Source organism: Cryobacterium sp. W22_MBD10_FK3 (assembly GCF_052113745.1).
Lineage (GTDB): Bacteria > Actinomycetota > Actinomycetes > Actinomycetales > Microbacteriaceae > Cryobacterium.
Map to the genome: position 1 here is coordinate 111,221 of NZ_JBGQOH010000003.1, position 25,631 is coordinate 136,851.

A 25,631-nucleotide genomic window follows, 5' to 3' on the forward strand; every position below is an offset into this window, starting at 1 on the left:
GAGGCCCACCGTTCGTGGTGCTACCGCTGCACGCCGGCCCGGCGACGGATGCCGACCATCGTCACCAGTGCGGCCCCGGCCGCGACCAGCAGGGCGGCCAGCCCGACCATCGGTGCGCCGGGCGCGCCGGTGGCGGCCAACTCACCCGCTGCGCCGGTGCCGCCGCCGGCACCGCCGCCGCCGGCACCGCCGCCGCCGCCGGTTCCGCCACCACCGGTTCCGCCGTCCCCGGCAGGGACGACCGGGACAGTGGGGGTCGTTGGCGTCGGTGCCACAGCCTGCGGCTCGGTGGCTACCGTATAGTCGGCCGTCGCGTCGGGGGCGGTGCCGTTCCGCGCCGAGATCGTGAAGCTGCTGGAGCCGGCGGTGGTGGGGGTGCCGGAGATGACGCCGGTGGTCTCGTCGAGGGCGAGTCCGGCGGGCAGTGCGCCCGTGGTCACGGTGAAGGCCGGCTTGGGGGTGCCGTCCGCGGTCACGGTGTGCGAGTACGGGGTGCCGACGGTCGCGGTGGGCGCAGCTCCGGACGTGATGGTCGGGGCCGTCGTCCCGACCGGCGTGCCGGGGGCGGCGCATCCGGTGGGAGCGGTGATGCGGTTGGTGTCGAGAGTGACCGCGGCGGTGCGGGCCAGGAGCCGGCCGGCGACGGTGGCGCCGGTGGTCGCGGTGATCGACGCCTGCGCCAGCACTGTGCCTTCGAACTGGGCGCCGGTGCCGATGGTGGCGGAGCTGCCGACCTGCCAGAACACGTTGCACGAGCTCGCGCCGCCGGTGATGGTGATGCGGGTGGCCGACCCGATGGTCAGGGTGGAAGCGGCCTGGAACACCCACACTGAGTCGGCACTGCCGGCGAGGGTGAGGGCGCCGTTGTTGGAGAGGATGAGCGCGCCACCGTTGTAGACCCCCGGGCTGAGCGACAGCCCGGCCAGCTCGGTGATGCCGGTCTGAGTAGGCTCGAGCGCCGCGGCCACGTTGTACGCGGTCGTGGTGTCGCGCTGCGCCTCGCCCGCCGCGGCATCCGTCTGGTGCACGGTGCCGGTCACGGTGCCGTTGGGCGCGGCCCCGAATCCGGTGATCGAGGTGCCAGGAGACACCCCGAGGTCGCCGTCGACGACAGTCGGGCCGGTGTTGGTCACGGCGCTGGCGCCCAACACTCCGTAGCTGGTGGCGGTGCCGAGGTTGATCGGCCCGTCGGTGGTGACGGCGGCCATGGCCGACGAGGTCGCACCGAAGACGAGCACCGAGGTGAGGCCGATTCCGGCCGAGACCCTGAACAGTGAGCGGTGGAGAGGAGTCTGAACCATCGGGTGCCTGCCTGCGATCGAGGGGCGCTGATGGTGCGTTGACGACGCCGCCCGACCCCCGGTACGTCAAGTTACCCCAGAACGGGGGCAAAATGCAGCAACTAGGTCAGAAATTAAACCAGAATTGCGCTTTTTGCCCCTCGGCACGACGCGACGGGAGCAGTACTCCTGCCGAATCCGGGCATCCGTGCTGCGCAGCTACCAGATGGTGGGACGCACTGTCGGCACGATGCGGTTCATCGGCTCGGTGTCTTCGATGATGATGAAGTGTTCTTCCCAGCGCGCCGCGTAGGCGCTCAGGGCACGAACCAGCGCACGCCGAAAGCGCGGCTGGGGGGAGAAAGCCAGGCGGGTGGTGATCGCTGAAGTTGTCATGTCCCCAATCTTTCACAACCGCACTCATGCGTCCAATATCAAAAAGACGCATTTCCCATGCAATATCGTCATAGGTGTGAATACACGCACCCTCAGATGGTTCCAGCTCGTCGGCGATGGAGTCACTCTGACGGAGGTCAGCCTGCTCGAGGGGGTCAGCCAGCCGGGTATTTCCCGGGCGCTCGCGCGGCTGGAGGAACAGGTCGGTGTTCCCCTGCTGCACAAGAGCGGGCGGGCCTTGCGCCTCACCGCGGCCGGCGCGGCATTCAAGCGACACGTCGACGACATGCTGCACAGACTCGACGACGCCCTGGCCGCGGCGGCCCAGGCCGTCGACCCCGAGACCGGCACCGTGCAGCTCGCCTTCCAGCGTTCGCTGGCGACCTGGCTGGTGCCGCGCCTGGTCAGCAGCTTCCGGGCGAAGCACCCCGGCGTCACCTTCACGCTCCTCCAGGTACAGGACGACGTCGTCGCGACCATCCTCGCCACCGGCGAGGCCGACCTCGTCGTGTCCGCGGCGCGCCCGCTCGGAACCCGCGCCCATCGGCAGCGGCTGATGGATGAGCCCCTCCGCCTGGCCGTCGCCGCCGACCATCCGCTGAACGAGCGCACCCACATCTGCTTAAGCGAACTCGCGGAGGAGTCGTTCCTGATGCTGCGGTCCAGCTCGCTGCTGCGCCAGCAGTCCGAGCAACTCTGCCGCGCCGCCGGATTCGAACCGTCCATCGGGTTCGAGGGCGACGACCTGCCGTCCCTGCGCGGATTCGTGGCGGCGGGCCTGGGCGTGGCGATTCTGCCCTCGTCCGGCCAGGGCTTCGCCGACGCAGAATCCGGGCCGGTGCGCTACATCGAGATTGACGACGCTCTCGCCACGCGGGAGATCGGGTTGGCCTGGCCCGCGGACCGGACCCTCCTGGCCTCGGCGGAGCTGTTCAGGCAACACGTCATCGACCTCGCCAACGACGGCGAGCTGCCCGAGGCGGCGTTCGCCCTTCAGGTTCAGCGCGGCCGGCACCCCGGTGGGCAGCGCCCCGCCGGAACACCGACGGCACCTGCACGCTCCCGGCGGGGAGCCCGCCAATAAAAGCCCGGCCGCAGTGGCCCCGTCACGCGGACGGGCTCAGTAGCCGGCCTGGGCGGGCGCCGACGCCTCGATGTGGCGTCGCGCCAGCGTGAGCGCCTGGGTGATCTCCTCCGCCCTGGCCGGGGTCAACCGGGCCAGCGGCACCGAGCAGCTGATCGCGTCGGTCACAGGGGTGCTGTAGCGCAGCGCAACCCCGAAGCAGCGCAGGCCCAGGGTGTTCTCCTCGTCGTCGATGGCGAAGCCGCGCTCGCGCACGGTTCCCAACTCCGTGAGCAACTGAGCGCGGTCGACGATGGTGCGCGGGGTCAGCGCCGTCAGCGCCGGGGGAAGGACCGGATCCGGTTGTTCGGCCAGGATCGCCTTGCCCAGAGACGTTGCGTGGGCCGGCAGGCGGCGGCCCACCCTGGAGTTGACCCTGAGGTACTGATGGGACTCCTGGGTCGCGAGGTACACCACATTGGTGCCGTCCAGTCGCGCCATGTGCACGGTCTCGTCCAACTGCTCGGCCAGGCGGGCGAGTTCGGGAACGACCACGCGCACGTAGGGGTCGGCGTCGAGGAACGACGTGCCGACCAGCAGCGCCCGGATGCCCAGGCTGTAGAAGTTGCCGGAGATATCCGTTTTCACCCACTGCCGGTTGACCAGCGTGCGCAGGAGCGCGTATGTGCTGCTGCGCGGAGCCCCCAGCGCGGTGGCGATCTCCCTCAGCCGGGTCGGCTCGCCGCCCTTGGTGGCCAGGTAGTCGAGCAGGTCGGTGGTGCGGGCAGCCGATTTGACCTCCCGAATACCGAGCGCGTCAGCGTCATCCATGTCGACGACCAGTTCGCTATCCATAACCAACTCCTGCAGAAACTCGGATTGAACACCCGCTCCCATCCTGCCGCACTGCCCGGGCGGTTTGACCGGCTTTGGGACTTTAGACCCGGTGCCCCCGCACGGCCCCATCGTAGACTTTGTTCACAGATGCAGCTAGTGTCTACATCTGTAGCCAACCAAGACGAGGGATATGTCCTCGAGAGGATTAACAATGATGTTTAGACCCCATGGAGTCATCCCAGCGCTCGTCACCCCGCTCGACGAAAACGGTGACCTGCTCGAGCAGGCGCTGCGCGACGTTCTCGACTTCACCATCAACAACGGCGTGCACGGAATCTTCGTCCTCGGCAGCAGCGGAGAGATCTACGGCCTGAGCGACGCCCAGAAGCAGCGCGTCGTCGAGGTCACCGTCGAGCACGTCGACTCTCGCGTACCGATCTACGCCGGCGCCAGCGAAATCACCACCCGCGACTGCATCAAGACGGCTCGCATGGTGCAGGCCGTCGGCGGCGTCTCGGCACTGTCGGTGCTGACGCCCTACTTCATGACGCCCAATCAGTCCGAGCTCACCGAGCACTTCACCAACATCGCGGCCGCCACCGACCTGCCGATCCTGCTGTACGGCAACGAAGGCCGCACCCACATGAAGATCGCCGTGGAGACCGCGGTGACGCTCAGCGCCATCGACAACATCATCGGCATCAAGGACTCCAGCGGTGACATGAGCCTGATGGCCGACTACATCCGCACCACACCGGATGACTTCTCCGTCGTGGCCGGACGCGACACCCTGATCTACGCGGGCCTCTGCCACGGAGCCGTCGGCGCCATCGCCAGCACGGCGAACATCGCCCCGCGGCTGGTGTCGGAGATCTACAACTCCTACGTGGCCGGCGACTTCGCCAGGTCCCTCGAGCTCCAGTTCGCCCTCGCCCCGCTCCGCAAGGCCCTGGAAAGCGCCACCTTCCCGGTGGTGCTCAAGGAAGGCCTCCGTCTGGCCGGCGTCGAAGCGGGCTATTGCCTGGCCCCCGCCCACGAACTCTCGCCCGCCCTGCGCGCGAACCTCGCCACTGTCATTGCCGACATTGAGAACATCCCGGGCCTCGTAGCCCAGAAAGCGTAGCCCACCATGCCCCTCGTAATCGTTGGTATCGGAGTAGCACTGCTGCTGCTCCTGATGACGAAATTCAAACTCAACGGCTTCATCTCCCTCATCATCGTCGCCGTGCTGGTCGGCCTCGCCCAGGGGATGCCGCTGCCGGCCATCTCCGAATCGCTCTCAGCGGGCATCGGCGGCCAACTCGACGACCTGATCCTCGTGCTCGGCTTCGGCGCCATGCTCGGCATGGTGATGGCGGACTCCGGCGCCGCGCAGCGCATCGCAGACACCATGCTGAAGAAGTTCGGCATCAAGCACGTGCAGCTCGCGATGATCATCGCCGCGATGGCCCTGGGCATCACCATGTTCTTCGAGGTCGCGTTCGTGCTCCTCGTGCCGCTGGTGTTCGTCCTGGTGCGCCAGACCAAGGTGAACCTGCTCTGGATCGGCCTGCCGCTCTCGATCACCCTGTCCACGATGCACAGCTTCCTGCCCCCGCACCCCGGCCCGACCGCGGTCGCCGGCATGTTCGACGCCTCCGTCGGCCTCACCCTGCTGTACGGCCTGTTCATCGCCATCCCCGTCGGCGGCGCGCTGGCCATGCTGTGGCCGCGACTGCCCTTCGTGAAAAAGATGAACCCGCAGATCCCCGAGGGTCTCGTCAGCGAGAAGATGTTCACCGATCGGGAGATGCCCGGCTTCGGTGTGTCGCTGCTCGTCGCCCTGTTCCCCGTCGTCCTGATCGCGAGCGCGGCCATCGCCGAGATGATGATTCCGGCCGAGACCGCCGGCATGGAAATCGTCGCCTTCATCGGATCGCCCCCGATCGCACTGCTCATCTCCCTCCTGCTGGCCATCTGGCTCGTCGGCCTGCGCGCGGGTCGTTCGCTCAGCGAGATCATGGGCTCCTGCTCCGGTGCCATGAAGTCGATGGCCATGATCATCGTCGTCATCGGTGCCGGTGGCGCCTTCAAGCAGGTTCTGGTGGACGCCGGGATCACCGACTACATCACCGATCTCACCGGCAACTGGCCGATCTCCCCGATCATCCTGGTCTGGCTGATCGCCGTGATCATGCGGGTCGCGCTCGGCTCGGCCACCGTCGCCGTGGTCGCCGCGGCCGGCATCGCGCTCCCGTTCGTCACCGCGGGCACGACCACCCCCGAGGTCATGGTTCTCGCCGTGACCTGCGGCTCGATCGCCTTCTCCCACGTCAACGACCCGGGCTTCTGGATGTTCAAGGAATTCTTCGGCCTGACCGTGATGGATGCCATCAAGGTGCGCACCTCGTACACCACGGCTCTCTCGGTCCTCGGCCTCGGTGGCGTGCTCATCCTCAACGCCGTCGTCGGCTAACCGCTCTTACTCACTTCGCTCCACATCACTACGCACAGAAAAGGAAATCCAATGCGAATCGGATTCATCGGTCTCGGCATCATGGGCAAGCCCATGGCCAAGAACCTCCTCGCCTCCGGACACGAGCTTGTCGTTCGCGACAACAACCCCAGCACCCTCGCCGAACTCACCGCCCTGGGAGCCGTCGAGGCGCCCACCGCCAAGGCCGTCGCCGAGCAGGTGGAGCTCGTGCTCACCATGCTGCCCAACTCCCCCCAGGTCACCGAGGTCGTCCTCGGTGCCGACGGCATCCTCGAGGGCGCCCACCCCGGGCTGTCCTACATCGACATGAGCTCGATCGCCCCTCTCGTCTCCCGTGAGGTCGCCGATGCTCTCGCCGCGAACGGCATCCCGATGCTCGACGCCCCGGTCTCCGGCGGCGAACCCAAGGCCATCGACGGCACCCTGTCGATCATGGTCGGCGGCCCGCAGGACCTGTTCGACAGGTACGCCGACGTGCTCGGCGTGATGGGAGCATCCGTCGTTCGTGTCGGTGAGATCGGCGCCGGAAACATCGCCAAGCTCGCCAACCAGATCGTGGTGGCGGTCAACATCGCCGCCGTCTCTGAGGCACTGGTGTTCGCCCAGAAGGCGGGTGTCGACCCGGATGCCGTCTTCGCCGCGATCCGCGGCGGCCTGGCCGGTTCGACCGTCATGGAGGCCAAGGCCCCGATGATGCTCGACCACAACTTCACCCCCGGCTTCCGCATCATGCTGCACATCAAGGACCTCAAGAACGCCCTGGAGACCGGCCTCTCGGTGGGTGCCCCGGTGCCGCTGACGACCTCGATGCTCGAGATGATGACAGCGCTCAAGGCCGACGGTCACGAACTCGAAGACCACAGTGGGCTGGTGCAGTACTACGAAAAACTTGCCAATCTTGAACTGAGCCGCTCGGAGGTCGTCGCATGAGCACCCCCACAATCACCAAGATGATGGTCTACCCGGTCGCCGGGCGGGACTGCATGGAGCTGAACCTCTCCGGAGCGCACGGCCCGTTCTTCACCCGCAACATCGTGATCCTCGAGGACTCCGCGGGCAACCGCGGCGTCGGCGAGGTTCCCGGCGGCCAGAAGATCACCCAGACCCTCGAAGACGCCAAGGACCTCGTGGTCGGGTCGTCGCTGGGCAACTACAAGAACGTGCTCAAGGCCATCGCCACCACGTTCAGCGGCCGAGACTCCGGCGGACGCGGACTCCAGACTTTCGACCTGCGCACGACGGTGCACGCCGTCACCGCGGTGGAATCCTGCCTGCTCGACCTGCTCGGCAAGCACCTCGGCGTGCCCGTGGCGGCGCTGCTCGGCGATGGGCAGCAGCGGGAATCCGTGCGCGCCCTCGGCTACCTGTTCTACGTGGGAGACCCGAACAAGACCGAGCTGGACTACCGCCACGACCTCGACTCCGACGTCGACTGGTACCGCATCCGCCACGAAGAAGCGGTCACCCCCGAGGCCATCGTGCGTCAGGCCGAAGCGACCTTCGACCTCTACGGCTTCAAGGACTTCAAGCTCAAGGGCGGAGTGTTCGCCGGCTCCGAGGAGATCAAGGCCGTCAAGGCCCTCAAGGCGCGCTTCCCCGACGCCCGGATCACCCTGGACCCGAACGGCGCCTGGTCGCTGAACGAGGCCATCGAGCTGTGCACCGACATGAACGGCATCATGGCCTACGCCGAGGACCCGTGCGGCGCCGAGGAAGGCTTCTCCGGCCGCGAGATCCTGGCCGAATTCCGCCGGGCCACCGGGCTGCCCACCGCGACGAACATGATCGCCACCGACTGGCGCCAGATGGCTCACGCCCTCACCCTGCAGAGCGTCAGCATCCCGCTGGCCGACCCGCACTTCTGGACCATGCAGGGCTCCGTGCGCGTCGCCCAGATGTGCAACGAATTCGGCCTCACCTGGGGCTGCCACTCCAACAACCACTTCGACGTCTCGCTCGCGATGATCGCCCAGTGCGGCGCAGCGGCGCCCGGCGAATACAACGCGCTGGACACACACTGGATCTGGCAGGAGGGTGTGGAGCAGTTGACCGAGAACCCCCTGAAGATCACGGGCGGCGAAATCGCCATCCCCGACGTGCCAGGTCTGGGCGTGGAGATCGACCTGAACCGGGTTCTCGAAGCGCACGAGCTGTACAAGGAGAAGGCGCTGGACGCCAGGGACGACGCCATCGGCATGCAGTACCTTGTCGAGGACTGGGCGTTCGACGCCAAGCGGCCCGCCCTGGTTCGCTGAGCGAGCTCGTCGTGTGAGGCGGGAAGAGGGTTCGCCCTCTTCCCGCCTTGCGTTAACCATCTTCACTAGAGGACTCATCCGATGAAATTCGTTCTGGCCCCCGACTCGTTCAAGGAATCGATGACCGCCGCAGAGGCCGTCGCCGCCATGCAACGCGGCGTGTTGGCGGTGTTCCCCGACGCCGAGTGCGTGGGCGCACCGATGGCGGACGGCGGCGAGGGCACCACGGAGGCCCTGGCGGCCGCCCTCGGCGGCGCCGTCGTTCGCGCGGCGGTGCACGACGCCGTCGGTCGCCCTGTGCAGGCCGCATACGGCTACGTCGAGCACGAGCACCTGGCCATCATCGAAATCGCCGCCGCCGCCGGGATCGACCTGGTCGCCGTCGCCGACCGGGACCCGAAGACCGCCGGCTCCGCCGGGGTCGGCGAGCTGATCAGCCACGCACTGGACCGGGGCGCCACGCGCTTCATAGTGGGCCTGGGCGGATCGGTGACCAACGACGGCGGCGCCGGCATGCTCCAGGCCCTCGGCGCCCGCCTCCTCGACGAGTCGGGGGCCGAGTTGCCCCCGGGCGGTGCGGCGCTGGCCCGGCTGCACCGGGTCGACCTGTCCGCGTTCGATGAGCGCCTGGCCGGCAGCACGTTCCAGATCGCCAGCGACGTGACCAACCCGCTGCTGGGCAGCACCGGTGCCAGCGCCGTGTTCGGCCCGCAGAAGGGCGCCGACCCCGCGACGGTTCTCGAGCTCGACGCCGCCCTGGGCGTGTACGCCGCGGTGATCGCGGCGCTAACCGGCACCGACATCGCCTCGCGCCCCGGCGCGGGGGCCGCCGGCGGTCTCGGCGCCGCCTTCCTCGCCTTCCTGCCGACCGAGATGCGGCGGGGCGTGGATGTCGTCATGGACGCCGTGCGCCTGGCCGACAAGATCGCCGGGGCAGACTACGTCTTCACCGGAGAGGGCAGCATCGACTCCCAGACCCTGAACGGGAAGACCCCACTGGGGGTCGCGGAGGCGGCCGCCCTGCACGGCGTACCCGTCGTCGCGTTCGCCGGCCGGATCGGTGCCGGCGCCGAGGTTCTCTACGAGCACGGCTTCGCTGCCCTGGTGCCCATCGTGCAGGGTGTCACCGACCTGCCCGGCGCCCTGGCCGACGGTGCGGCGAACCTCGAACGCGCGGTGGCCACCACCTGCCGGCTGCTCACCCTGGCCTGAGCGGGCATCCGCCGGGTCGATCGACCCACTTATCGTACAAGTTGCTCACTTGTACGATAAGCTGTCGACCAGACGATTCGATAAGCCCGACAAAGGAGTTCGCACATGACAATCACCGACACCCCGGCCAAGGACACCGCTCCCGACGGCCTCAACAGCTTCTACAACCCGCTCTCCGCGCTCTCCGGCGGCGTCGCGACGACCGACCGCATCCGTCACGTGAAGCTCTCGGCACTGACCCTGCCGCTGGACACCCCGATCAGCGACGCGAAGGTGCTCACCGGCCGCCAGAAGCCGATGACCGAGATCGCGTTCCTCTTTGTGGAGATCCTCACCGAGAACGGCCACTCCGGCATCGGCTTCAGTTACTCCAAGCGTGCCGGCGGCCCGGCGCAGTACGCGCACGCCAAGGAGATCGCCGACAACATCATCGGTGAGGACCCCAGCGACATCGGTCGCATCTACACCAAGCTGCTCTGGGCCGGAGCCTCCGTGGGCCGCAGTGGCGTCGCCACCCAGGCGATCGCCGCCATCGACATCGCCCTCTACGACCTCAAGGCCAAGCGGGCCGACCTGCCCCTGGCCAAACTCCTCGGCGCCTACCGCGACTCCGTGCAGACCTACAACACCTCCGGCGGCTTCCTGCAGGCGCCGATCGACCAGGTGAAGGAGCGCGCGAGCCAGTCACTGGCCGACGGCATCGGCGGCATCAAAATCAAGGTCGGCCACCCCGACTCCAAGGTGGACATCGCCCGGCTCACCGCCGTGCGCGAACACCTCGGTGACGATGTGCCCCTGATGGTCGACGCGAACCAGCAGTGGGACCGGCCGACGGCCATGCGGATGGGCCGGATCATGGAGAAGTTCAACCTGGTCTGGATCGAGGAACCGCTCGACGCCTACGACGCCGAAGGCCACGCCCAGCTGGCCAGCGCCCTGGACACGTCGATCGCGACCGGAGAGATGCTCTCCAGCGTGGCCGAGCACATCAACCTGATCGAGCACCGGTCGGCCGACATCATCCAGCCGGACGCACCGCGGATCGGCGGCATCACCCCGTTCCTGCGCCTCGCGGCGATGGCAGACCAGGCCGGGCTGCAGCTGGCCCCGCACTTCGCCATGGAGATCCACGTGCACCTCGCGGCCGCGTACCCGCGGGAGCCCTGGGTGGAGCACTTCGAGTGGCTGAACCCGCTGTTCAACGAGCGCCTGGAGACCTCGAACGGTCGCATGCTGATCCCCAACCGGCCCGGCCTCGGCATCACGCTGAGCGACCAGGCCCTGGCCTGGGTCAGCGACACTGTAGAGTTCGGCACGAAATAGTCAGCGGATAGCCCGCGCCGTCTTGCACCTCGGAGGTTTGCCATGAACGTAGAGCCGAGCGTGCGGAACGGGGCGGGCAGCCTCGCCGAGAAGGTCGAGCGGTTGCTGCGGGCACAGATCGTGGGCGGCGGTGTCGGCCCCGGCGACAAGCTCCCTTCGGAAAGCGGCCTGATGGAGCAGTTCGGGGTCAGCCGCACCGTGGTTCGCGAGGCCGTCTCCAGGCTGCAGGCCGCCGGTCTCGTCGAGACCTACCGCGGCAAGGGCACCTTCGTGCTCACCCGCCCGAGCGAGGAAGCCTTCAGGGTGCACCCCGAGGAGATCCACACCGTGGCGAACCGGATCGAGCTCATCGACTTTCGGCTCGGGGTCGAGGTGGAGGCCGCGAGCCTCGCGGCCCTGCGGCACACCCCCGCGCAGCTGGATGACATCGCCACGGCTCTGGACGCCTTCCGCGCCAGCCGGGCGAAACCCAGCGGCGCGGTGGAGGCCGACTTCAGGTTCCATCTGCTGATCGCCGTCGCCTCCAACAACCACTACTACGCCGAGCTGATGTCGTCGCTGGGCCCCACCATGATCGCCATGCCGCAGACCCGGCTGCACGCCGCCGACGAGCCGGGGCGCGACGAGCACTTCTCGAGGGTGACCTTCGAGCACGAGGCGATCTTCACCGCGATCGAACGGCGCGATGCCGCCGGAGCGAATGCCGCCGCCCGCGTGCACCTCGCCAACTCACGCGATCGCCTGGCGAACCGACCGCCCTCGGGCTGGATGCGCTGAGCCGGCCTCGGGCCGGCCGCCCGCCCGCCGAGGTGCCCACCCGGCTCGGGTGCATCCCACGACCCCGCGCGCGGCGGACCGCTTGACCTACTGGTCGTGCGGGTGCGCCTGACGACGACGACGGATTGCGACGACGGTGACCAGTGCGATTCCGGCCAGGAGGACCACGCCGCCGATCAGCAGAATCGGAGTGGCATTGCTGCCGGTCTCGGCCAGCTCGGAGGCGGGGCCGCTACCGTCGCCGACGCCGCCACCGCCGAGCGGCGGCGTGCTGGCCGACGGCGACGGCGACGGCGTGCCTGTCGAGGTGCCGGTGTCGGTGGCGATCGGCGTCGACGTGTCCGTCGGAGTCACGGTCGTCGTGCCAGGAGGCGGGCAATTGGTGGGTGCGGTGATCACGTTGGTGTCCAGGGTCACGGCACCGGTGTTGGCCAGCAGCCGGCCGGTGATGCTCGCGGTCGTGGTGGCGGTGATCGAGGTGTGAGCCAGGATGGTGCCCTCGAACTGCGCGGACGTGCCGATCGTGGCGGAGCTGCCGACCTGCCAGAACACGTTGCACGCGTTGGCGTCGCCGGTGATGGTGATCCTGGTGCCGGACCCGATGGTCAGGCTCGAGGCCGCCTGGAAGACCCAGACCGAGTTGGCGTCGCCGGCCAGCGTGAGCTCGCCGTTATCGGACAGCGCGAGCGCGTCGCCGTTGTAGATCCCGGGGTCCAACGAGCGGCCGGCGAGCTCGCTGATTCCGCTGGTGGTGGGCGTGAGTGACGCTGCGACGTTGTAGGCCGTGGTGGTGTCGATCTGCGCCTGCAGCGCCGCGGCATCGGTCTGATGGGTGGTGCCGTTGACCTCGCCGTCGGGGGCACCCCCGAAGCCGGTGATCGAAGTTCCGGGCGAGAGCCCCAGGTCGCCGGTGAGCACCGTGGGACCGGTGTTGGTGACGGTGCTGCTGGCGAGGACGCCGTAGCCGGCGGCGGTGCCCAGGTCAATCGGGCCATCCGTCGTGACGGCAGCAGAGGCCGCGGACACTGAAGCGACGATGAGTGCGCCGACGAGGCCGACACCGGCGACAGCCATTGTCATCGACCGGCGGGTGGGGATGCGGATCATGGAGCATGGCCTGTCTGCGCGCGAGAGACACAGACTGGAACGTATACGACGCCCCCGCGACCCCCGGTACTTGAGGTTACCCCACTAAGGGGGCTTCCAGCGTGCAGTTTTACCGAATCGGGCAATCGGCCGAGCCCGGCCCCGCGCGCGGGCACTCGGCACCGGCGAAGTTTGAACATCCACCCCGGACCGAATATGTTTAGACCCAGAACAATTTACGTGAACCACTCGGGACGACGACGGCGAGGACGCCGTCGGCGCCCCGGGTGGTGGCACACCTCCTGCTATTTCTTGACCCAGTGGATGACTGCCCCGGCATTGTGGGGACGACGTCCGGCCCGGCTGAGGATTGCAGGTGTTGTGCTCACCCACCGCTGCTTTTCATCAGTTTGGAGTGCGTCATGACGCTGGTTGCCGGAGTCGACTCGTCGACACAGAGTTGCAAGGTAGTGGTGCGGGATGCCGCGACCGGAGCGCTCGTTCGCTCAGGCAAGGCCTCCCACCCCGTGGGCACCGAGGTCGATCCGGCCGCCTGGTGGGATGCGCTGCTCGCCGCGGTGCAGACCGCCGGCGGTCTCGACGACGTCGCCGCCGTTTCGGTGGCCGCGCAGCAGCACGGCATGGTCGTGCTCGATGAAGACGGCCGGGTCATCCGCCCGGCGCTGCTCTGGAACGACACCCGCAGTGCGCCGGCCGCCGCCGCCCTGATCAACGAGGTCGGCGCCGCCGAATACGCCCGCCGCACCGGCGTCGTGCCGGTGGCGTCGTTCACCGTCACCAAGCTGCGCTGGTTGCGCGATGCCGAACCGGCCAACGCGGCCAGGGTCGCCGCCGTCGCCCTGCCGCACGACTGGCTCAGCTGGCGCCTGCGCGGCTACGGCCCGGCCGGCGAGAGCGAGCTCGGCCCGGTGCTCACCGAACTCAGCACCGACCGCTCGGATGCCAGCGGCACCGGCTACTACTCGGCCGCCCTGGGTGACTACGACCGCGAGCTGCTCGTGCTGGGGCTCGGCCACGACGCCGTGCTGCCCCGGGTGCTCGGCCCCGGCGACACCGCCGGCACCACGGTGGCCCTGCCCGGCGTGCCCGCTGGACTGGTCGTGGGAGTGGGCGCCGGCGACAACGCCGGAGCCGCGCTCGGCCTCGGCGCCGCGGCCGGCGACGTCATCGTCTCCATCGGCACCAGCGGCACCGTCTTCGCCGTCACCGCGGTGCCCAGCGAGGATGCCTCCGGCACCGTCGCCGGGTTCGCCGACGCCAGCGGGCTGCACCTGCCGCTGATCGCCACCCTCAATGCCGCGCGCATCCTCGACTCGGTCGCCGGCCTGCTCGGCGTCGACCACGACGAGCTCGGCCGTCTCGCGCTCCAGGCCGATCCCGGCGCTCAGGGCCTGGTGCTGCAGCCGTACTTCGAGGGCGAACGCACGCCCAACCTGCCCGACGCCACCGCCTCGCTGTTCGGCCTGACCCTGGCCTCGACCACCCGGCCGAACCTGGCCAGGGCCGCGATCGAGGGGCTGCTCTGCGGGCTCGCCGACGGGCTGGATGCCGTGCGCGCGCAGGGAGTGACCGTCGAACGCATCCTGTTGATCGGCGGCGCGGCGCAGAACCCGGCCGTGCAGTTCATCGCCGCCCAGGTGTTCGATGCCCCGGTGGCCGTGCCCACCCCCGGCGAGTACGTGGCCGACGGCGGCGCCGCCCAGGCTGCCTGGTCGCTCACCGGCACCCGCCCGGCCTGGTCGGTGGCGCTCGGGGCGCACCCCACCCCGGACTTCCGTCCCGTCATCCGCGCCCAGTACGCCGCGCACGCGCAGCGCGCCTGAGCGCACCCGGGCGCCGGCGTCGCGGCGCAGGTTGAGCGTCGCGGCGCAGGTTCAGCACCGCGGCGCAGGTTAGGTACCGACCTAACCTGCGCCACGGGACCTAACCTGCGCCACGGGAACTAACCTGCGCCACGGGACACAACGCGCCCCGCGGAGGACCCGCCTACTCCGCGGCGGCTTCGCCCCAGGCCGCCACGGGCCAGCCGTCCGTCCACTGCAACTCGATGAGCCCGAGCTGGAAGGCTCCGTCCAACGTCTCGTCGTAGTAGTGGAACGCGAGCACTCCCCCGGACACCGACTGGCCGCCGGGCCCGATGCGGGTGCCGTCGGACTCCAGCACGGGTGTGCCGCCGTCCTCGAGCAGCGCCGCCCCGTTGGCGTCGAGGTACGGCCCCGCCACCGACTCCGACCGGCCCACGGCGATGTTGTAGGTACTGTCCACGCCCCGGCAGCAGAAGTCCCTGGAGAAGAACAGGTAGAAGAACCCGTCGTGCGCCAGCAGGTACGGCGCCTCGAGCGCGTTCACGGCCAGGTTGCGGTCGGCGATGGTCACCGGGTCGGTGTCGTCGGTGCGCAGTCCGCTCGGCCACTCGAGCTGCACGAGCTGCAGGCCCGTCGAGAACGACCCGAAGCTCAGCCAGGGCGTGCCGTCGGCATCCTCGACCACGCCGGGGTCGATCGAGTTGTAGTCGGTGCCGACGGAGGTGATGACCTCACCCTGGTCGACCCACTCGTAGTCGGCAGCATCCGGGTCGAGGGTGCTGTTGGTGGCCAGCGCGATCACCGAGGTGTTCGTGCCGAACAGCGACGCCGAGTAATAGAGGTACCAGGTGCCGTCGTGCTCGTAGAGCTCGGGTGCCCAGAGGTTGTCGACCCCGGGCACCGCCTCCACCAGCCAGACCGGCTTCTCCTGCCAGACCTCGCCCACGTACTCCCAGTCCACGCCGTCGCTCGACCGGCGGATCTGGATGTTACCGTCGGCGATCTGGCCGTTGCCGGTGGAGTACACGTACGACGGCTCCCCGTCGGCACCCGCCACGAAGGCCGGGTCGTGGGTGGCGAGGTCGCCGGTGAGCACGCGGGCCCCCGGCAGCGCCGAGCATCCGCTCAGCACGAACAGGAGCACCGCGGCCAGGGTCAGGACGGAGAGGCCCGCGAGCGTACCCGCCCGACCCGTCCGACCTAGTTGAGCGCGAGCGCCGACCATGAGACCGGGGGCAGCGTGACGGTGAGCTGACCGTCGGTCAGCACGGCGCCGGTCAGCGGCGCCAGGCCCACCCTGGTCTGCTCGGCGAAGGTGTTCTTCGCGTACGGGTCGGCGTCGTGCAGGGTGACGGCCTCGGCGATGGCGGATGCGCCGAGCCCGGAGACGTCGATCGTCACCTCGATCGACTCGGTCTGGCTGCGGTTGACCAGGAACACCGCCGAGTTGCCGGTTTCGGCATCCGCGGTGACGACGGAGTCGACCAGCGGAGCCGCGCCGTAGAGCGCGGTGTCGTAGGTGCCCACGTCGATCCGCGGCCGCAGCACCTCGCCGCGGGCGAGCCGTGACGTCACCGAGAACGGGAAGAACGTGGTCTGGCGCCAGGATGCTCCGCCCGGTTCGGTCATGATGGGCGCGATCACGTTCACCAGCTGGGCGAGCGACGCCGAGGTGACCCTGTCGTGGTTCTGCAGCAGGGTGATCATCAGGTTGCCCAGCACCACGGCATCCGCCACGGAGTAGACGTCTTCGAGCTGACGCGGCGCGATGCGCCACTCCTCGTTGACCTCCTCTGAGGCCTGGTGCTCGTCGAGGTACCAGATGTTCCACTCGTCGAAGGAGAGCTGGATGGTCTTCTGGCTGCGCAGTTTGTGCTTGACGTGGTCGGCGGTGGCGACGACGGTGTCGATGAAGTACTTCATCTCCATCGACGAGGCGAGGTAGGAGTCCAGGTCGCCCTTGCGCTCCTGGTAGTAGGCGTGGCAGGAGATGTAGTCGACGTAGTCGTAGCTCTCCTCGAGCACGACCCGCTCCCACTCGCCGAAGGTGGGCATGGCCGAGCCGGAGGAGCCGCAGACGACGAGTTCGAGGTTCTTGTCGGCGGTCTTCATGGCCGACGCGGTGCGCGCGGCGATCTTGCCGTAGTCGGCGGAGGACATGTGGCCGATCTGCCACGGGCCGTCCATTTCGTTGCCCAGGCACCACATGCGGATGTCGTACGGTTCGGTCTTGCCGTTGGCGATGCGCTGGTCGGCCAGGGCGGTGCCGGCCTCGCCGTTGGCGTATTCGAGCAGGTCGAGGGCGTTCTCGATGCCGCGGGTGCCGAGGTTGACGGCCATCATCAGTTCGGAGCCGGTGAGTTCACACCAGCGGCCGAATTCCTCCAGGCCCACCTGGTTGCTCTCCAGGGAGTGCCAGGCCAGGTCGCGGCGCACCGGCCGGTCGGCGCGGGGGCCCACGCCGTCTTCCCACTTGTAGCCGGAGACGAAGTTGCCGCCGGGGTAGCGGATGGTGGTGGTGCCGAGTTCCTTCACCAGGTCGACCACGTCGAGGCGGAAGCCGTCGGCGTTGGCAGTGGGGTGGCCGGGCTCGTAGATGCCGTCATAGACGCAGCGGCCGAGGTGCTCCACGAAGGAGCCGAAGATGCGCCGGTTGAGCGGGGCGACCACATTGCTGCGGTCGATGGTGATTCGTGCGGTGGTCACGGGGATCCTGTCCTGTCTGTACAAGGTGTGAGGTGGTGCGGAGGAATAGGGGAAAAAGGTCGGAACTAAGGGATGCCGGTCAGGCCGTCGCCGCCGGGCGGAGCGGCGCGAGCGGCAGGGCGCCGTCGGCGTTCCGCGCGGCGCCGTGCGCTGGATGCGTGGTGTCGAGGGCGGCGAGGCGGCGGTCGATGAGCCAGCCGGCCAGGAACAGCGGCGCGGAGGCTCCGATCAGGGGGATCAGCCCGCCGAACTGGAACAGGGCGACGGTGAGGACACCCAGGCTGAGGATCAGGGTGAGGCTCAGCACCGGCGACACGAACGGCAGCACGAATGCGTACCGCCAGATGGACCGGGCCGAGTCGCGGTAGCGGGTGCAGATGGTGATTGCCGAGAGCGCCGCGAGCAGCGTGCCGACCGACACCACGACGAGCAGCACGAGTAGCACGGCGCTCACCGGGCTGCCGGCCAACGCCACGGTCTGGAAGGCCACCAGGTCGAGGAAGATCAGCACGCCGGCCGCCCAGAACGGGATCGCCACGACCGCCAGGTGCCAGAACTGGGCCCTGTACGCGGTGATGAAGTCCCGCACCAGGCGGTCGCTGGGCTGGCCGGCACGAAGCCGGCCGAGCAGGATCGCGGCGGCGGTGGCCGCCGGGAACACGCCGAGCACGAGCAGGCCGGCGATGCTGCCCGCGACGAAGAGCAGGTTGATCACGACCAGGGCGATCGCGAACCGCAGCCACTGCATGACCTTGCCGGCCCAGCCGATGGCGTAGTCGTCCATGTCAGGCCCCTCTCGTTCCGAACCAGGCCACGCCGTCCGCGGCGAGACCGCTGAACGAGAGGGCGGGCCGGGCGTTCGCCCAGTCCCAGCTGGCGAAGAGCACGGCGTCGAGCTCGGTGCCGACGAGCTCGGTGCCGGGTGCCGCGTCGGATGCCCCGGTGCCGGCGACCACGATGCGCACCAGTTCGGTGCGGCCGTCGAAGAGCCGGGCGGGCGCATCCGCCTCGAGCACCGCGAGGTCGACCCGCACCGGGGCGGCGTCGACCAGGGCCGTCGAATCGGGGGCCAGGCGCACCGCGCTCCAGGGCCCGGCCAGCGACACCGGTTCGGGCAAGGCCTCCACGGCGGCACCGGCGAACGGCTGCGGCGAGACCACGGGCCAGCCGGCCGCGGTGAAGAAGGTGCGACGCAGCTGCACGACGTGCTGGCTGGGGTCGTCGGCGAACCGTACGTGGTGCACCATGAAGTACTCGTCGGCCCCGTCGCCGGCGGCGCCGGGCAGGCCCGGCTCGACGAGGATCGAGTTGTGCCCGGGGGCCAACCAGCCGGTGTCGGCGCCGAAGCGGTGACTGCCGAGCAGCTTGGTGCCGATCGACGACGGAGCGGCGTCGAGGTCGGTCATCGACCGGTGCAGCAGGTCGGTGTACGGACCGGTGATCTCCTCGGCCACGGCCACGCGCACGTTGTAGCTGTCGAACAGAGAGTCGTAGGAGGCGAACAGAACGTACCGGTCTTCCTCGCGGCGGTAGAGGATGTACGCGCCCTCGATCGCCCGCTCCACCGACAGCGCGCGGGCGGCGATGAGGGTGCCGAGGTCGCCCGGCGTCACCGGGCGGCCGGTCTCACGGTCGAGCGGCAGCGTGTAGATGCCGGAGAAGAACGATCCGTAGGTCAGCCACGGGGTGCCGGTGCGGTCGAACGTCACGGCGGCGTCGATGGCGTTCTGGCTGTCGACGCCGGCCGTCGTGCCCACGACGATGCCCTGGTCTGCCCAGGGACCGGCCAGGCTGCTCGCCACGGCGAGGCCGATGGCCGAGGTGTTCGAGCCGAAGGTGGATGCCGAGTAGTACATGTGCCAGCGCACGGCGGTGTCGCCGTCGGCCGACCAGCGCACCACCTCGGGCGCCCAGAGGCCGGGTGCCTGGCTCCATGCGAAGGCCGCCTCGGGCACGCCGGGCAGCGCGGTGCCCGCGAAGCTCCAGTGCACGAGGTCGGCGGAGCGGCGCACGTGCACACCGGCGGCCACCGAATCGGCGCCGGCGGCGGCATCCGTGGAGAACATGTACCAGGAGCCGTCGGTGTCGCGCACGACGGTGGGGTCGTGGGCGTTGCGGGTACCCCAGCCGGCCGGGTCGCCGGCCGGTGCCGGCGCGAGGCTCTGCAGCGCCGCGCCGGGCACGGTCTGATCGAGAAGTGACATGGTCAGCCCTTACCGCCGGTGAGGGCGACCGATTCGATGATCTGGCGCTGGAAGATGATGAACACGATCAGCACGGGCAGCAGCGCGATGAACGACGCCGCCATGATCAGCGGGTAGTCGGTCTGGCTGGCGTACTGGGCGTTGAAGCTCGCGATCACGAGCTGCAGGGTCTGCTTCTCCGGCGTGTTCAGGTAGATGATCGGGGCCAGGTAGTCGTTCCAGACCGCCATGAACCAGAGGATGAACTGGGCGGCCATGGCCGGCCGGATGGCCGGGAAGATCAGCCTGAAGAAGATCTGCAGATAGGAGGCGCCGTCGAGCTTGGCGGCCTCGATGATGGAGTCCGGCACGTTCTCGAGGTACTGCTTGAGGAAGAAGATCATGATGATGTTGCCGAACAGGCCGGGCACGATCAGCGGCAGCAGGGTGTCGACCCAGCCGATCTCGGCGAAGACCATGAACTGCGGGATCATGATGGTCGGGAACGGGATCATCAGGCCGGCCAGCAGCATCAGGAACACGGCGTTCTTGAACGGCATCCGCATTTTCGCGAACGCGAACGCGGCGACCGACGAGGTGATCGAGCCGACCACCGTGACGGTGCCGGCAACGATCAGGCTGTTCCGGATACCGCTGAGCAGCGGCCCTGCCGACCAGACGCGCAGGTAGTTCTCCCACACCACCGGGTCGGGGATCCACTGCGGCGGCAGCGCGAAGATGGCGTCGTGGGTCTTCAGCGACGTGGAGAAGGTCCAGAGCAGCGGGCCGAGCATCACAATCGCGCCGAGCGACAGGATGATCGTCACGAGCACGTTGCCGAGCTTGTAACGGGTGGTGCGGGTCAGGGGGTGACCGGACGCATCCGGGGTGCGGTTGGCGCGGCGGCGGCGGTCGGCGGGAGAGCCGGGCAGGCCGCCCTGCGGGTCGAGCAGCGGGGCGCCGGCCTGGACCGGTCCGGGAAGGGAGGTTGATGTACTCACGGTGGCGGCCTTCAGTCAATCGAGAACTGGTTGCGGCGGTTGAGCCGGAATTGGATGACGGTGACGATGAAGATGATCAGCCCGAGCACGATGGACATGGCCGAGGCGTAGCCCATGTGCAGGTTGTTGAAGGCCTGGCGCCAGATGTACCAGACGATCGAGGCCGAGCTGAACTCCGGGCCGCCGAGCGGGGTCATGATGTTGATCTCGATGAAGATCTGCGAGCCGCCGATGATGCTCGTCACGACGAGGAAGAAGGTGACCGGGCGCACCATCGGCAGGGTGATGTTGCGGAACTGCTGCCAGGTGCCTGCGCCGTCCAGCGCCGCGGCCTCGTAGAGGTAGCGGGGCACCGATTGCAGCGCGGCCAGGTAGAGCAGCATGGAGTAGCCCAGGCCCTTCCAGGTGGCCATGATGATCAGCGCGGGCTTGACGGTGTCCTTGTCGGCGAGCCAGTTCGGGCCCTGAATACCGACGAGGTCGAGGACCTGGTTGATCAGGCCGAAGTCGCCGTTGTAGGCCCACTGCCACATGATGGCGATCGCGGCGATCGAGGAGATCACCGGGATGTAATAGACGGTGCGGAAGAACGTGATGCCGCGCATCCTGCGGTTGAGCCCGAGGGCCAGGGCCATCGAGAGCACGAGGCCGATCGGGATGCCGATCATCAGGAACAGCGTGTTCCACATCGACTTGAGGAAGTACGGGTCGTTCCACATCTTGATGTAGTTGTCGAACCCGTTGAACTTGGGGGCCGCCAGGCCGTTCCAGCTCGTGAACGAGGCATAGACGGAGTACAGCAGCGGGTAGAGCGTGAAGAGCAGGAAGCCGATCAGGGGGATCGCGATGAACGCGAGCGCAACCTGGTGCTCACGCCGATGCAGACGGGAGCGGCGAGGCTTGGTGCGAAGAACTTCTGTGGACATCAGCGATCTTCCTTGACTTGATTCCAATGACAGGGGTCCGGCCGTCCGGCCGGGGGCGGATGCCGCGACCGCGGGTAGAGAACACAGGTCGCGGCATCCGGCGGGGTGTTAGCCGATACCGGCCTGGGCGTTGGCGTCGTCCAGGAAGGCCTGCATCTTGGGCTGGGCCTCCTTGAGGTAGTCCGCGGCGGTCTGCGTGCCGTCGAGCACCGGCTGGATGTTCGTGAACAGCTCGTCGTACCACTCGGCGTTGTAGGTGTTGTTCGCCGGCAGCGCGCGACCGTAGTCGTTGACGATGTCGAGGAACTCCTGCTTGTTGGCCGGCTTGGTGGTCGAGTCGGCCACCCAGGTGTCGGCCATGTCCTTGAGGTTCGGAATCTGCACACCGGCGTCGACCAGGGTCTGCTGCGCCGTGACGTCGGCCGAGAGGTACTCGACGAGCTTGGCGGAGAGCTCAGGGTCCTCGGTGGTGCTGCCCACGGCGATGCCGAGCGAGCCGACCCAGGTGGCGGACTCACCGGTCTTGCCGGCCGGGTAGGGAATCAGGTCCCAGTCGAAGTCCAGCTCGGCGTAGGTGGAGACGTCCCACGGGCCCACCGGGAAGAACGCGATCTGGCCGCTCATCCAGCGCTGGTAGGTGTCGAGGGTCTGCGCCTGAGCGGTCGAGGGGGTGACGCCTTCCACGTTGGACAGGTCGGCGAACCACTGCAGAGCCTCGGCGAATTCGGGGGTGTCCACGGTGACTTTAGTGCGGTCTTCGTTGAGGAAGTCGGCGCCGTTCGACCAGGCGAAGGACTGCAGGCTCCATTTCACGTTGAGGCCGGTGCCCCACTGGTCCAGCTCGCCGTCGCCGTCGAGGTCCTTGGTGAGCTGCTTGGAGATGTCGACGAATTCCTCGAGGGTCAGGGGCACGTCCACGTCGGGCAGCGGGATCCCGGCCGCCTCGAACATGCTCTTGTTGTACCCGAACGAGAACGGGCCCACGTCCTTGGGCAGCGCGTAGATCGCGCCCTCGCCGACCAGGCTGCCGTCGAAGCGGTAGCTGTCGACGCCGTATTCCCAGATGTTGTCGAGGTCGAGGGTGTCGGAGTCTTCGACGTACTCGGTGATGTCGAGGACCACGCCGTTGTTCACGTAGGCCTGGATGTCGCCCTGGGCGATGTAGAACACGTCGGGGATCTGCTTGCCGGCGATGGCCGCCTTGAGCTTGGTGGAGTAGTCATCGGCGGTGGTGCTGATGATCTTGACCTTGACGTCGTTGGCTTTTTCGAAGGCCTTGATGGCCGTCGTGTACGCGGCCTTCTCGTCTTCGCCGCCGCGGAACATGAATGTGAGCTGCTTCTCACCGGTGTCTGCTGCTCCTGCCGAGCATCCGCTGAGCAGAAGGCCGGTCGTAGCGATCATTGCTACGGAGGCGGCGATAAAACGTGACCTCTTCATCACGTAGTTCCTTCCCGATTGGCTGTGCTGTGAGTGTGGATGCCACGGCCCATGGGGTCGGACATCCTTTGTCCTTGGTTTTTACAACGTTGTAACAGTATGTCAGCCCCGGCTGGGGCGCAACACAATCGATGACAATAATTCCAACGTTGTAATATCGTTACCGTTCCGTTATCGAGGTTGGCTGCGGCAACCCGACCGGCGCTGCCGCTCCCGGCGGCCGGGGAAAGCCGTGCTGACCTGCACGGCAGGTGCGCTCAGCCGACCGTCGACTCCCGCTCGATCACCGTGTAGTCGGCCAGGTAGATCTCGGGCACCGGCGGGGTCACGCCCTCTTCGATGCGCTGCACGAGCAGGCGCACCGCGGTGTCGGCGATCTCGTCGCGGCCGGGGTCGATGGTCGACAGGGTCGGCAGCGAGTACTTGGTCTCGTCCAGGCCGTCGAAACCGATGAACATGACGTCTTCAGGCACCCGCAGGCCGGCCACCTGGGCCACCCGCATGGCGCCGAGCGCGAGCGCGTCGTTGAGCCCGAAGACGGCGTCGAAGCTCACGCCGGAGTCGATCAGGGCGCGCATCGCCTCGGCGCCGTCCCGGCGGTGCCACTGGCCCACGTTGCCGATCAGGGCCGGGTCGAACTGGATGCCGGCCTCGGCGAGGGCCTCGCGGTAGCCCTGCAGGCGCAGAACGGCCGATCCCACCACCTCACCCTCGTGTGCGCCGATGATCGCGATGCGCCGCCGGCCGCGGCTGATCAGGTGCAGGGTGGCGGCCTTGGCGGCCTCCACGTTGTGCATGGTGACGTGGTCGACCGGGCTGCCGAACACCCGCTCGCCGAGCAGCACCAGCGGGTAGCCCACGTTGAGCAGCGCGGCATCCGGGGTGCTCATGCCCAGCGGGCTGAAGATCAGGCCGTCGGTGAGTTGCAGGCGCGGGCTGGAGAGCATGGCGATCTCGCGGTCCCGGTCACCGCCGCCGGTCTGCTCCAGGAGCACGACGAGGTGACGGCGCTCGGCGGCCTGGATGATCGCATCCGCCAGCTCGGCGAAGTAGCTCAGGCTGAGCTCCGGCAGGGCCAGCCCGATCACGCCGGTGCGGCCAGAGCGCAGGCTGCGGGCCGAGATGTTGGGCTTGTAGCCGAGTTCGTCGATGGCCGAGCGCACGCGCTCCCTGGTGGCCGGCCGAATGTGCTGGAAGTCGTGGACGACGTTGGAGACCGTCTTGATGGACACCCCGGCGAGCGCCGCCACATCGCGCAGTGTTGCTGCCATTTCGCTCCCTGGTTGGTCATCGACGCGAACAGCCGATGCGCCAGGATGCCGGCGCGGATCTGGCCCGTAACCGCGGTGTTCACCGGTGCAGTTCTGTTCGCTTCCGAACTTACCCGGTCGATTACAACGTTGCAGCCTTTCGGGGGGTCGGAGCGCACCCAATCTGCGGCGGCGCACCCCGAAACGCTCCGAAAAGCGCGTGGGTAGGCTGGACGGGTGAATGCCTACGCCTCCGCACCCGTCGACCCCGAATCCGCCGCAAACCTCACCGAGCGCGGCCTGAGACTGGCCGTTGTCGACGCCGCCGACGAGGCGGGCCTCAAGCGCTGGCTGCTGGCGGATGCCCGCGGCTTCCACGAGGTGACCCCCACCGAGGGCACCCTCGAGGTGCAGGTGGAGGACATCGCCACCGACAGGGTCACCGGCGTCTGGGACGCCTCGCAGTCAGACCCGCAGACCCCGGTGGCCACAGTGCGCTCCTGGGAGATGGCCCTCACGGTTCCCGGCGGCACCGCCCTGGGCACCTGGGCGATCAGCTCGGTCACCGTCTCGCCCACCCACCGCCGGCAGGGCATCGCCAGGGCCATGCTCACCGCGGAGCTCCGCACCGCTGTCGGCCTGGGCCTGCCGATCGCCATGCTCACGGTCTCAGAGGCCACCATCTACGGCCGGTACGGCTTCGGCCCGGCGGTGCGGCAGTCCTCCTACCTCGTCGACACCCAGCGGGCCCGCTGGACCGGCCCCACCCCGGCCGGCCGGGTGCAGTTCGTGAGCCCGGAGTCGCTCCTGGCCGACGGCCCCGCCGTCTTCGAACGCACCAGGGACCGCTCCCCCGGGGAGGTCGACCGACGGGAGATCTGGTGGAAGCGCACCCTGGGCCTCCTGCCGAACGAACCGGAAGCCCACAAGCGCGGCATCCGCGTGGTTCGCTACGACGACGCCGACGGCGCCATCGCCGGCTTCGCGCTCTACGAGATCGCGTTGCAGAACGTGAGCCACCCCGGTCGGCTCAAGCTCGTCGACCTCGTCGCGGCGACCGACGACGCCTACGCCGCCCTCTGGCGGTTCGTGATCGAGATGGACATGGTCAACGAGATCGAGGCAGGGCTGCGCAGCGTCTCCGAACCGGTGGCCTGGCAGGTGTCCGACCACCGGGCGGTGCGGAAGACCAGCGAACGCGACCACCTGTGGCTGCGCATCCTCGACGTTCCGGCGGCGCTCGGCGCCCGCAGCTACGCGGCCGCCGGCGACTACGTGCTCGACGTGAGCGATGACCTCGGCTTCGCCGCGGGCCGGTTCCTGCTCACCGTGGCCGCCGACGGGGCCGGTCGGGCGCATCCGCTCACCGGCGCGGCACCGGCCGGCGCCGTCGAGGTGGCGCTCTCGGCCGCCGACCTGGCGTCGTTGTACCTCGGCGGTACCAGCGCCGTCGATCTCGCCCGCGCGGGCCGCATCACCGAGAAGTCCCCGGATGCCGCCATCCGGCTGGACACGGCGCTGCACTCCGCCTACGCGCCGCACCTGAGCACCTGGTTCTAGGCACCCGTCCCAGCCGGCCCGATCCAGGTCCTAG

At 68.6% G+C, this 25,631-nt stretch carries 22 protein-coding genes; 10 read left to right on the forward strand and 12 right to left on the reverse strand.

Going from position 1 to position 25,631, the window contains the following annotated elements; all coding sequences use genetic code 11:
• Positions 1-20: 20 nt before the first annotated feature.
• The gene (locus ACEN2M_RS05135) at positions 21-1,301 is read right to left on the reverse strand and encodes an ice-binding family protein (RefSeq protein WP_441647061.1); all 1,281 of its coding nucleotides are present in this window, start codon (positions 1,299-1,301) and stop codon (positions 21-23) included.
• A gap of 198 nt (positions 1,302-1,499) precedes the next feature.
• Complete coding sequence (locus ACEN2M_RS05140; RefSeq protein ID WP_441647062.1) at positions 1,500-1,676, reverse strand: hypothetical protein; 177 nt, start codon at positions 1,674-1,676, stop codon at positions 1,500-1,502.
• 76 nt (positions 1,677-1,752) lie between these two features.
• On the opposite strand from ACEN2M_RS05140, the gene ACEN2M_RS05145 reads away from it, so the two are divergent.
• Positions 1,753-2,760, forward strand: coding sequence for a LysR family transcriptional regulator (locus ACEN2M_RS05145; RefSeq protein ID WP_441647063.1), 1,008 nt, complete (start codon positions 1,753-1,755; stop codon positions 2,758-2,760).
• Between the two features lie 36 nt (positions 2,761-2,796).
• Here ACEN2M_RS05145 and ACEN2M_RS05150 read toward each other — a convergent pair whose 3' ends face one another.
• The gene (locus tag ACEN2M_RS05150; RefSeq protein WP_441647064.1) at positions 2,797-3,594 is read right to left on the reverse strand and encodes an IclR family transcriptional regulator; all 798 of its coding nucleotides are present in this window, start codon (positions 3,592-3,594) and stop codon (positions 2,797-2,799) included.
• 193 nt (positions 3,595-3,787) lie between these two features.
• Between ACEN2M_RS05150 and dapA the strand changes: the two genes are divergently transcribed.
• The 7 genes from dapA to ACEN2M_RS05185 all read left to right on the forward strand — a co-directional run bounded on the left by dapA (position 3,788) and on the right by ACEN2M_RS05185 (position 11,619).
• Complete coding sequence (gene dapA, locus ACEN2M_RS05155; RefSeq protein WP_441647065.1) at positions 3,788-4,699, forward strand: 4-hydroxy-tetrahydrodipicolinate synthase; 912 nt, start codon at positions 3,788-3,790, stop codon at positions 4,697-4,699.
• A 6-nt stretch (positions 4,700-4,705) separates the two neighbouring features.
• A complete protein-coding gene (locus ACEN2M_RS05160; protein ID WP_441647066.1) occupies positions 4,706-6,031 on the forward strand; it encodes a gluconate:H+ symporter in 1,326 nt (441 codons plus the stop codon).
• A gap of 51 nt (positions 6,032-6,082) precedes the next feature.
• Positions 6,083-6,982 carry a 2-hydroxy-3-oxopropionate reductase gene (gene garR / locus ACEN2M_RS05165; RefSeq protein ID WP_441647067.1) on the forward strand — a complete coding sequence of 300 codons (900 nt, stop codon included), beginning with the start codon at positions 6,083-6,085 and terminating at the stop codon, positions 6,980-6,982.
• Positions 6,979-8,307, forward strand: coding sequence for an enolase C-terminal domain-like protein (locus ACEN2M_RS05170; protein ID WP_441647068.1), 1,329 nt, complete (start codon positions 6,979-6,981; stop codon positions 8,305-8,307). The genes garR and ACEN2M_RS05170 overlap by 4 nt, the downstream gene beginning before the upstream one ends.
• A gap of 81 nt (positions 8,308-8,388) precedes the next feature.
• A complete protein-coding gene (locus ACEN2M_RS05175; RefSeq protein ID WP_441647069.1) occupies positions 8,389-9,519 on the forward strand; it encodes a glycerate kinase in 1,131 nt (376 codons plus the stop codon).
• A 105-nt stretch (positions 9,520-9,624) separates the two neighbouring features.
• Positions 9,625-10,842 carry an L-talarate/galactarate dehydratase gene (locus ACEN2M_RS05180; protein WP_441647070.1) on the forward strand — a complete coding sequence of 406 codons (1,218 nt, stop codon included), beginning with the start codon at positions 9,625-9,627 and terminating at the stop codon, positions 10,840-10,842.
• A 42-nt stretch (positions 10,843-10,884) separates the two neighbouring features.
• Complete coding sequence (locus tag ACEN2M_RS05185; RefSeq protein WP_441647071.1) at positions 10,885-11,619, forward strand: FadR/GntR family transcriptional regulator; 735 nt, start codon at positions 10,885-10,887, stop codon at positions 11,617-11,619.
• Between the two features lie 87 nt (positions 11,620-11,706).
• On the opposite strand, the gene ACEN2M_RS05190 is transcribed toward ACEN2M_RS05185, so the two are convergent.
• Complete coding sequence (locus ACEN2M_RS05190; RefSeq protein WP_441647072.1) at positions 11,707-12,726, reverse strand: ice-binding family protein; 1,020 nt, start codon at positions 12,724-12,726, stop codon at positions 11,707-11,709.
• 401 nt (positions 12,727-13,127) lie between these two features.
• On the opposite strand from ACEN2M_RS05190, the gene xylB reads away from it, so the two are divergent.
• The gene (xylB, locus tag ACEN2M_RS05195) at positions 13,128-14,549 is read left to right on the forward strand and encodes a xylulokinase (protein ID WP_441647073.1); all 1,422 of its coding nucleotides are present in this window, start codon (positions 13,128-13,130) and stop codon (positions 14,547-14,549) included.
• Between the two features lie 163 nt (positions 14,550-14,712).
• Here the strand turns inward: xylB and ACEN2M_RS05200 are convergent, their stop codons facing one another.
• From ACEN2M_RS05200 to ACEN2M_RS05235, 8 genes are all read right to left on the reverse strand, one after another.
• Positions 14,713-15,675 (reverse strand): arabinan endo-1,5-alpha-L-arabinosidase, encoded by a 963-nt coding sequence (locus ACEN2M_RS05200; protein WP_441647074.1) that lies wholly within the window; start codon positions 15,673-15,675, stop codon positions 14,713-14,715.
• Positions 15,676-15,731: 56 nt separating this feature from the next.
• A complete protein-coding gene (gene arfA / locus ACEN2M_RS05205) occupies positions 15,732-17,237 on the reverse strand; it encodes an arabinosylfuranosidase ArfA (RefSeq protein WP_441647075.1) in 1,506 nt (501 codons plus the stop codon).
• 79 nt (positions 17,238-17,316) lie between these two features.
• Entirely contained in the window at positions 17,317-18,021 is a 705-nt protein-coding gene (locus ACEN2M_RS05210) for a YesL family protein (protein ID WP_441647076.1), read from the reverse strand.
• Between the two features lies 1 nt (position 18,022).
• Positions 18,023-19,441 carry an arabinan endo-1,5-alpha-L-arabinosidase gene (locus ACEN2M_RS05215; protein ID WP_441647077.1) on the reverse strand — a complete coding sequence of 473 codons (1,419 nt, stop codon included), beginning with the start codon at positions 19,439-19,441 and terminating at the stop codon, positions 18,023-18,025.
• Between the two features lie 2 nt (positions 19,442-19,443).
• Positions 19,444-20,421: a carbohydrate ABC transporter permease gene (locus ACEN2M_RS05220; RefSeq protein WP_441647078.1), complete on the reverse strand. Its 978-nt coding sequence runs from the start codon at positions 20,419-20,421 to the stop codon at positions 19,444-19,446.
• An 11-nt stretch (positions 20,422-20,432) separates the two neighbouring features.
• The gene (locus tag ACEN2M_RS05225) at positions 20,433-21,347 is read right to left on the reverse strand and encodes a carbohydrate ABC transporter permease (protein ID WP_441647079.1); all 915 of its coding nucleotides are present in this window, start codon (positions 21,345-21,347) and stop codon (positions 20,433-20,435) included.
• Between the two features lie 108 nt (positions 21,348-21,455).
• Positions 21,456-22,751 (reverse strand): ABC transporter substrate-binding protein, encoded by a 1,296-nt coding sequence (locus ACEN2M_RS05230; protein WP_441647080.1) that lies wholly within the window; start codon positions 22,749-22,751, stop codon positions 21,456-21,458.
• A 293-nt stretch (positions 22,752-23,044) separates the two neighbouring features.
• On the reverse strand, positions 23,045-24,058 hold the full coding sequence (locus ACEN2M_RS05235; protein WP_441647081.1) for a LacI family DNA-binding transcriptional regulator: 1,014 nt from the start codon (positions 24,056-24,058) through the stop codon (positions 23,045-23,047).
• A gap of 216 nt (positions 24,059-24,274) precedes the next feature.
• On the opposite strand from ACEN2M_RS05235, the gene ACEN2M_RS05240 reads away from it, so the two are divergent.
• Complete coding sequence (locus ACEN2M_RS05240; RefSeq protein WP_441647082.1) at positions 24,275-25,597, forward strand: GNAT family N-acetyltransferase; 1,323 nt, start codon at positions 24,275-24,277, stop codon at positions 25,595-25,597.
• The last annotated feature ends 34 nt before the right edge of the window (positions 25,598-25,631 follow it).

Bases quoted from the DNA above. Each gene is read 5' to 3' on its own strand.
- ACEN2M_RS05180 (WP_441647070.1), top strand. From the start codon at position 9,625: ATGACAATCACCGACACCCCGGCCAAGGACACCGCTCCCGACGGCCTC.
- ACEN2M_RS05230 (WP_441647080.1), bottom strand. From the start codon at position 22,751: ATGATCGCTACGACCGGCCTTCTGCTCAGCGGATGCTCGGCAGGAGCA.
- ACEN2M_RS05175 (WP_441647069.1), top strand. From the start codon at position 8,389: ATGAAATTCGTTCTGGCCCCCGACTCGTTCAAGGAATCGATGACCGCC.
- ACEN2M_RS05160 (WP_441647066.1), top strand. From the start codon at position 4,706: ATGCCCCTCGTAATCGTTGGTATCGGAGTAGCACTGCTGCTGCTCCTG.
- dapA (WP_441647065.1), top strand. From the start codon at position 3,788: ATGATGTTTAGACCCCATGGAGTCATCCCAGCGCTCGTCACCCCGCTC.
- ACEN2M_RS05140 (WP_441647062.1), bottom strand. From the start codon at position 1,676: ATGACAACTTCAGCGATCACCACCCGCCTGGCTTTCTCCCCCCAGCCG.
- ACEN2M_RS05210 (WP_441647076.1), bottom strand. From the start codon at position 18,021: ATGGACGACTACGCCATCGGCTGGGCCGGCAAGGTCATGCAGTGGCTG.
- ACEN2M_RS05190 (WP_441647072.1), bottom strand. From the start codon at position 12,726: ATGATCCGCATCCCCACCCGCCGGTCGATGACAATGGCTGTCGCCGGT.
- ACEN2M_RS05135 (WP_441647061.1), bottom strand. From the start codon at position 1,301: ATGGTTCAGACTCCTCTCCACCGCTCACTGTTCAGGGTCTCGGCCGGA.
- ACEN2M_RS05150 (WP_441647064.1), bottom strand. From the start codon at position 3,594: ATGGATAGCGAACTGGTCGTCGACATGGATGACGCTGACGCGCTCGGT.
- ACEN2M_RS05170 (WP_441647068.1), top strand. From the start codon at position 6,979: ATGAGCACCCCCACAATCACCAAGATGATGGTCTACCCGGTCGCCGGG.
- ACEN2M_RS05225 (WP_441647079.1), bottom strand. From the start codon at position 21,347: ATGTCCACAGAAGTTCTTCGCACCAAGCCTCGCCGCTCCCGTCTGCAT.
- ACEN2M_RS05185 (WP_441647071.1), top strand. From the start codon at position 10,885: ATGAACGTAGAGCCGAGCGTGCGGAACGGGGCGGGCAGCCTCGCCGAG.
- ACEN2M_RS05215 (WP_441647077.1), bottom strand. From the start codon at position 19,441: ATGTCACTTCTCGATCAGACCGTGCCCGGCGCGGCGCTGCAGAGCCTC.
- garR (WP_441647067.1), top strand. From the start codon at position 6,083: ATGCGAATCGGATTCATCGGTCTCGGCATCATGGGCAAGCCCATGGCC.
- xylB (WP_441647073.1), top strand. From the start codon at position 13,128: ATGACGCTGGTTGCCGGAGTCGACTCGTCGACACAGAGTTGCAAGGTA.
- ACEN2M_RS05235 (WP_441647081.1), bottom strand. From the start codon at position 24,058: ATGGCAGCAACACTGCGCGATGTGGCGGCGCTCGCCGGGGTGTCCATC.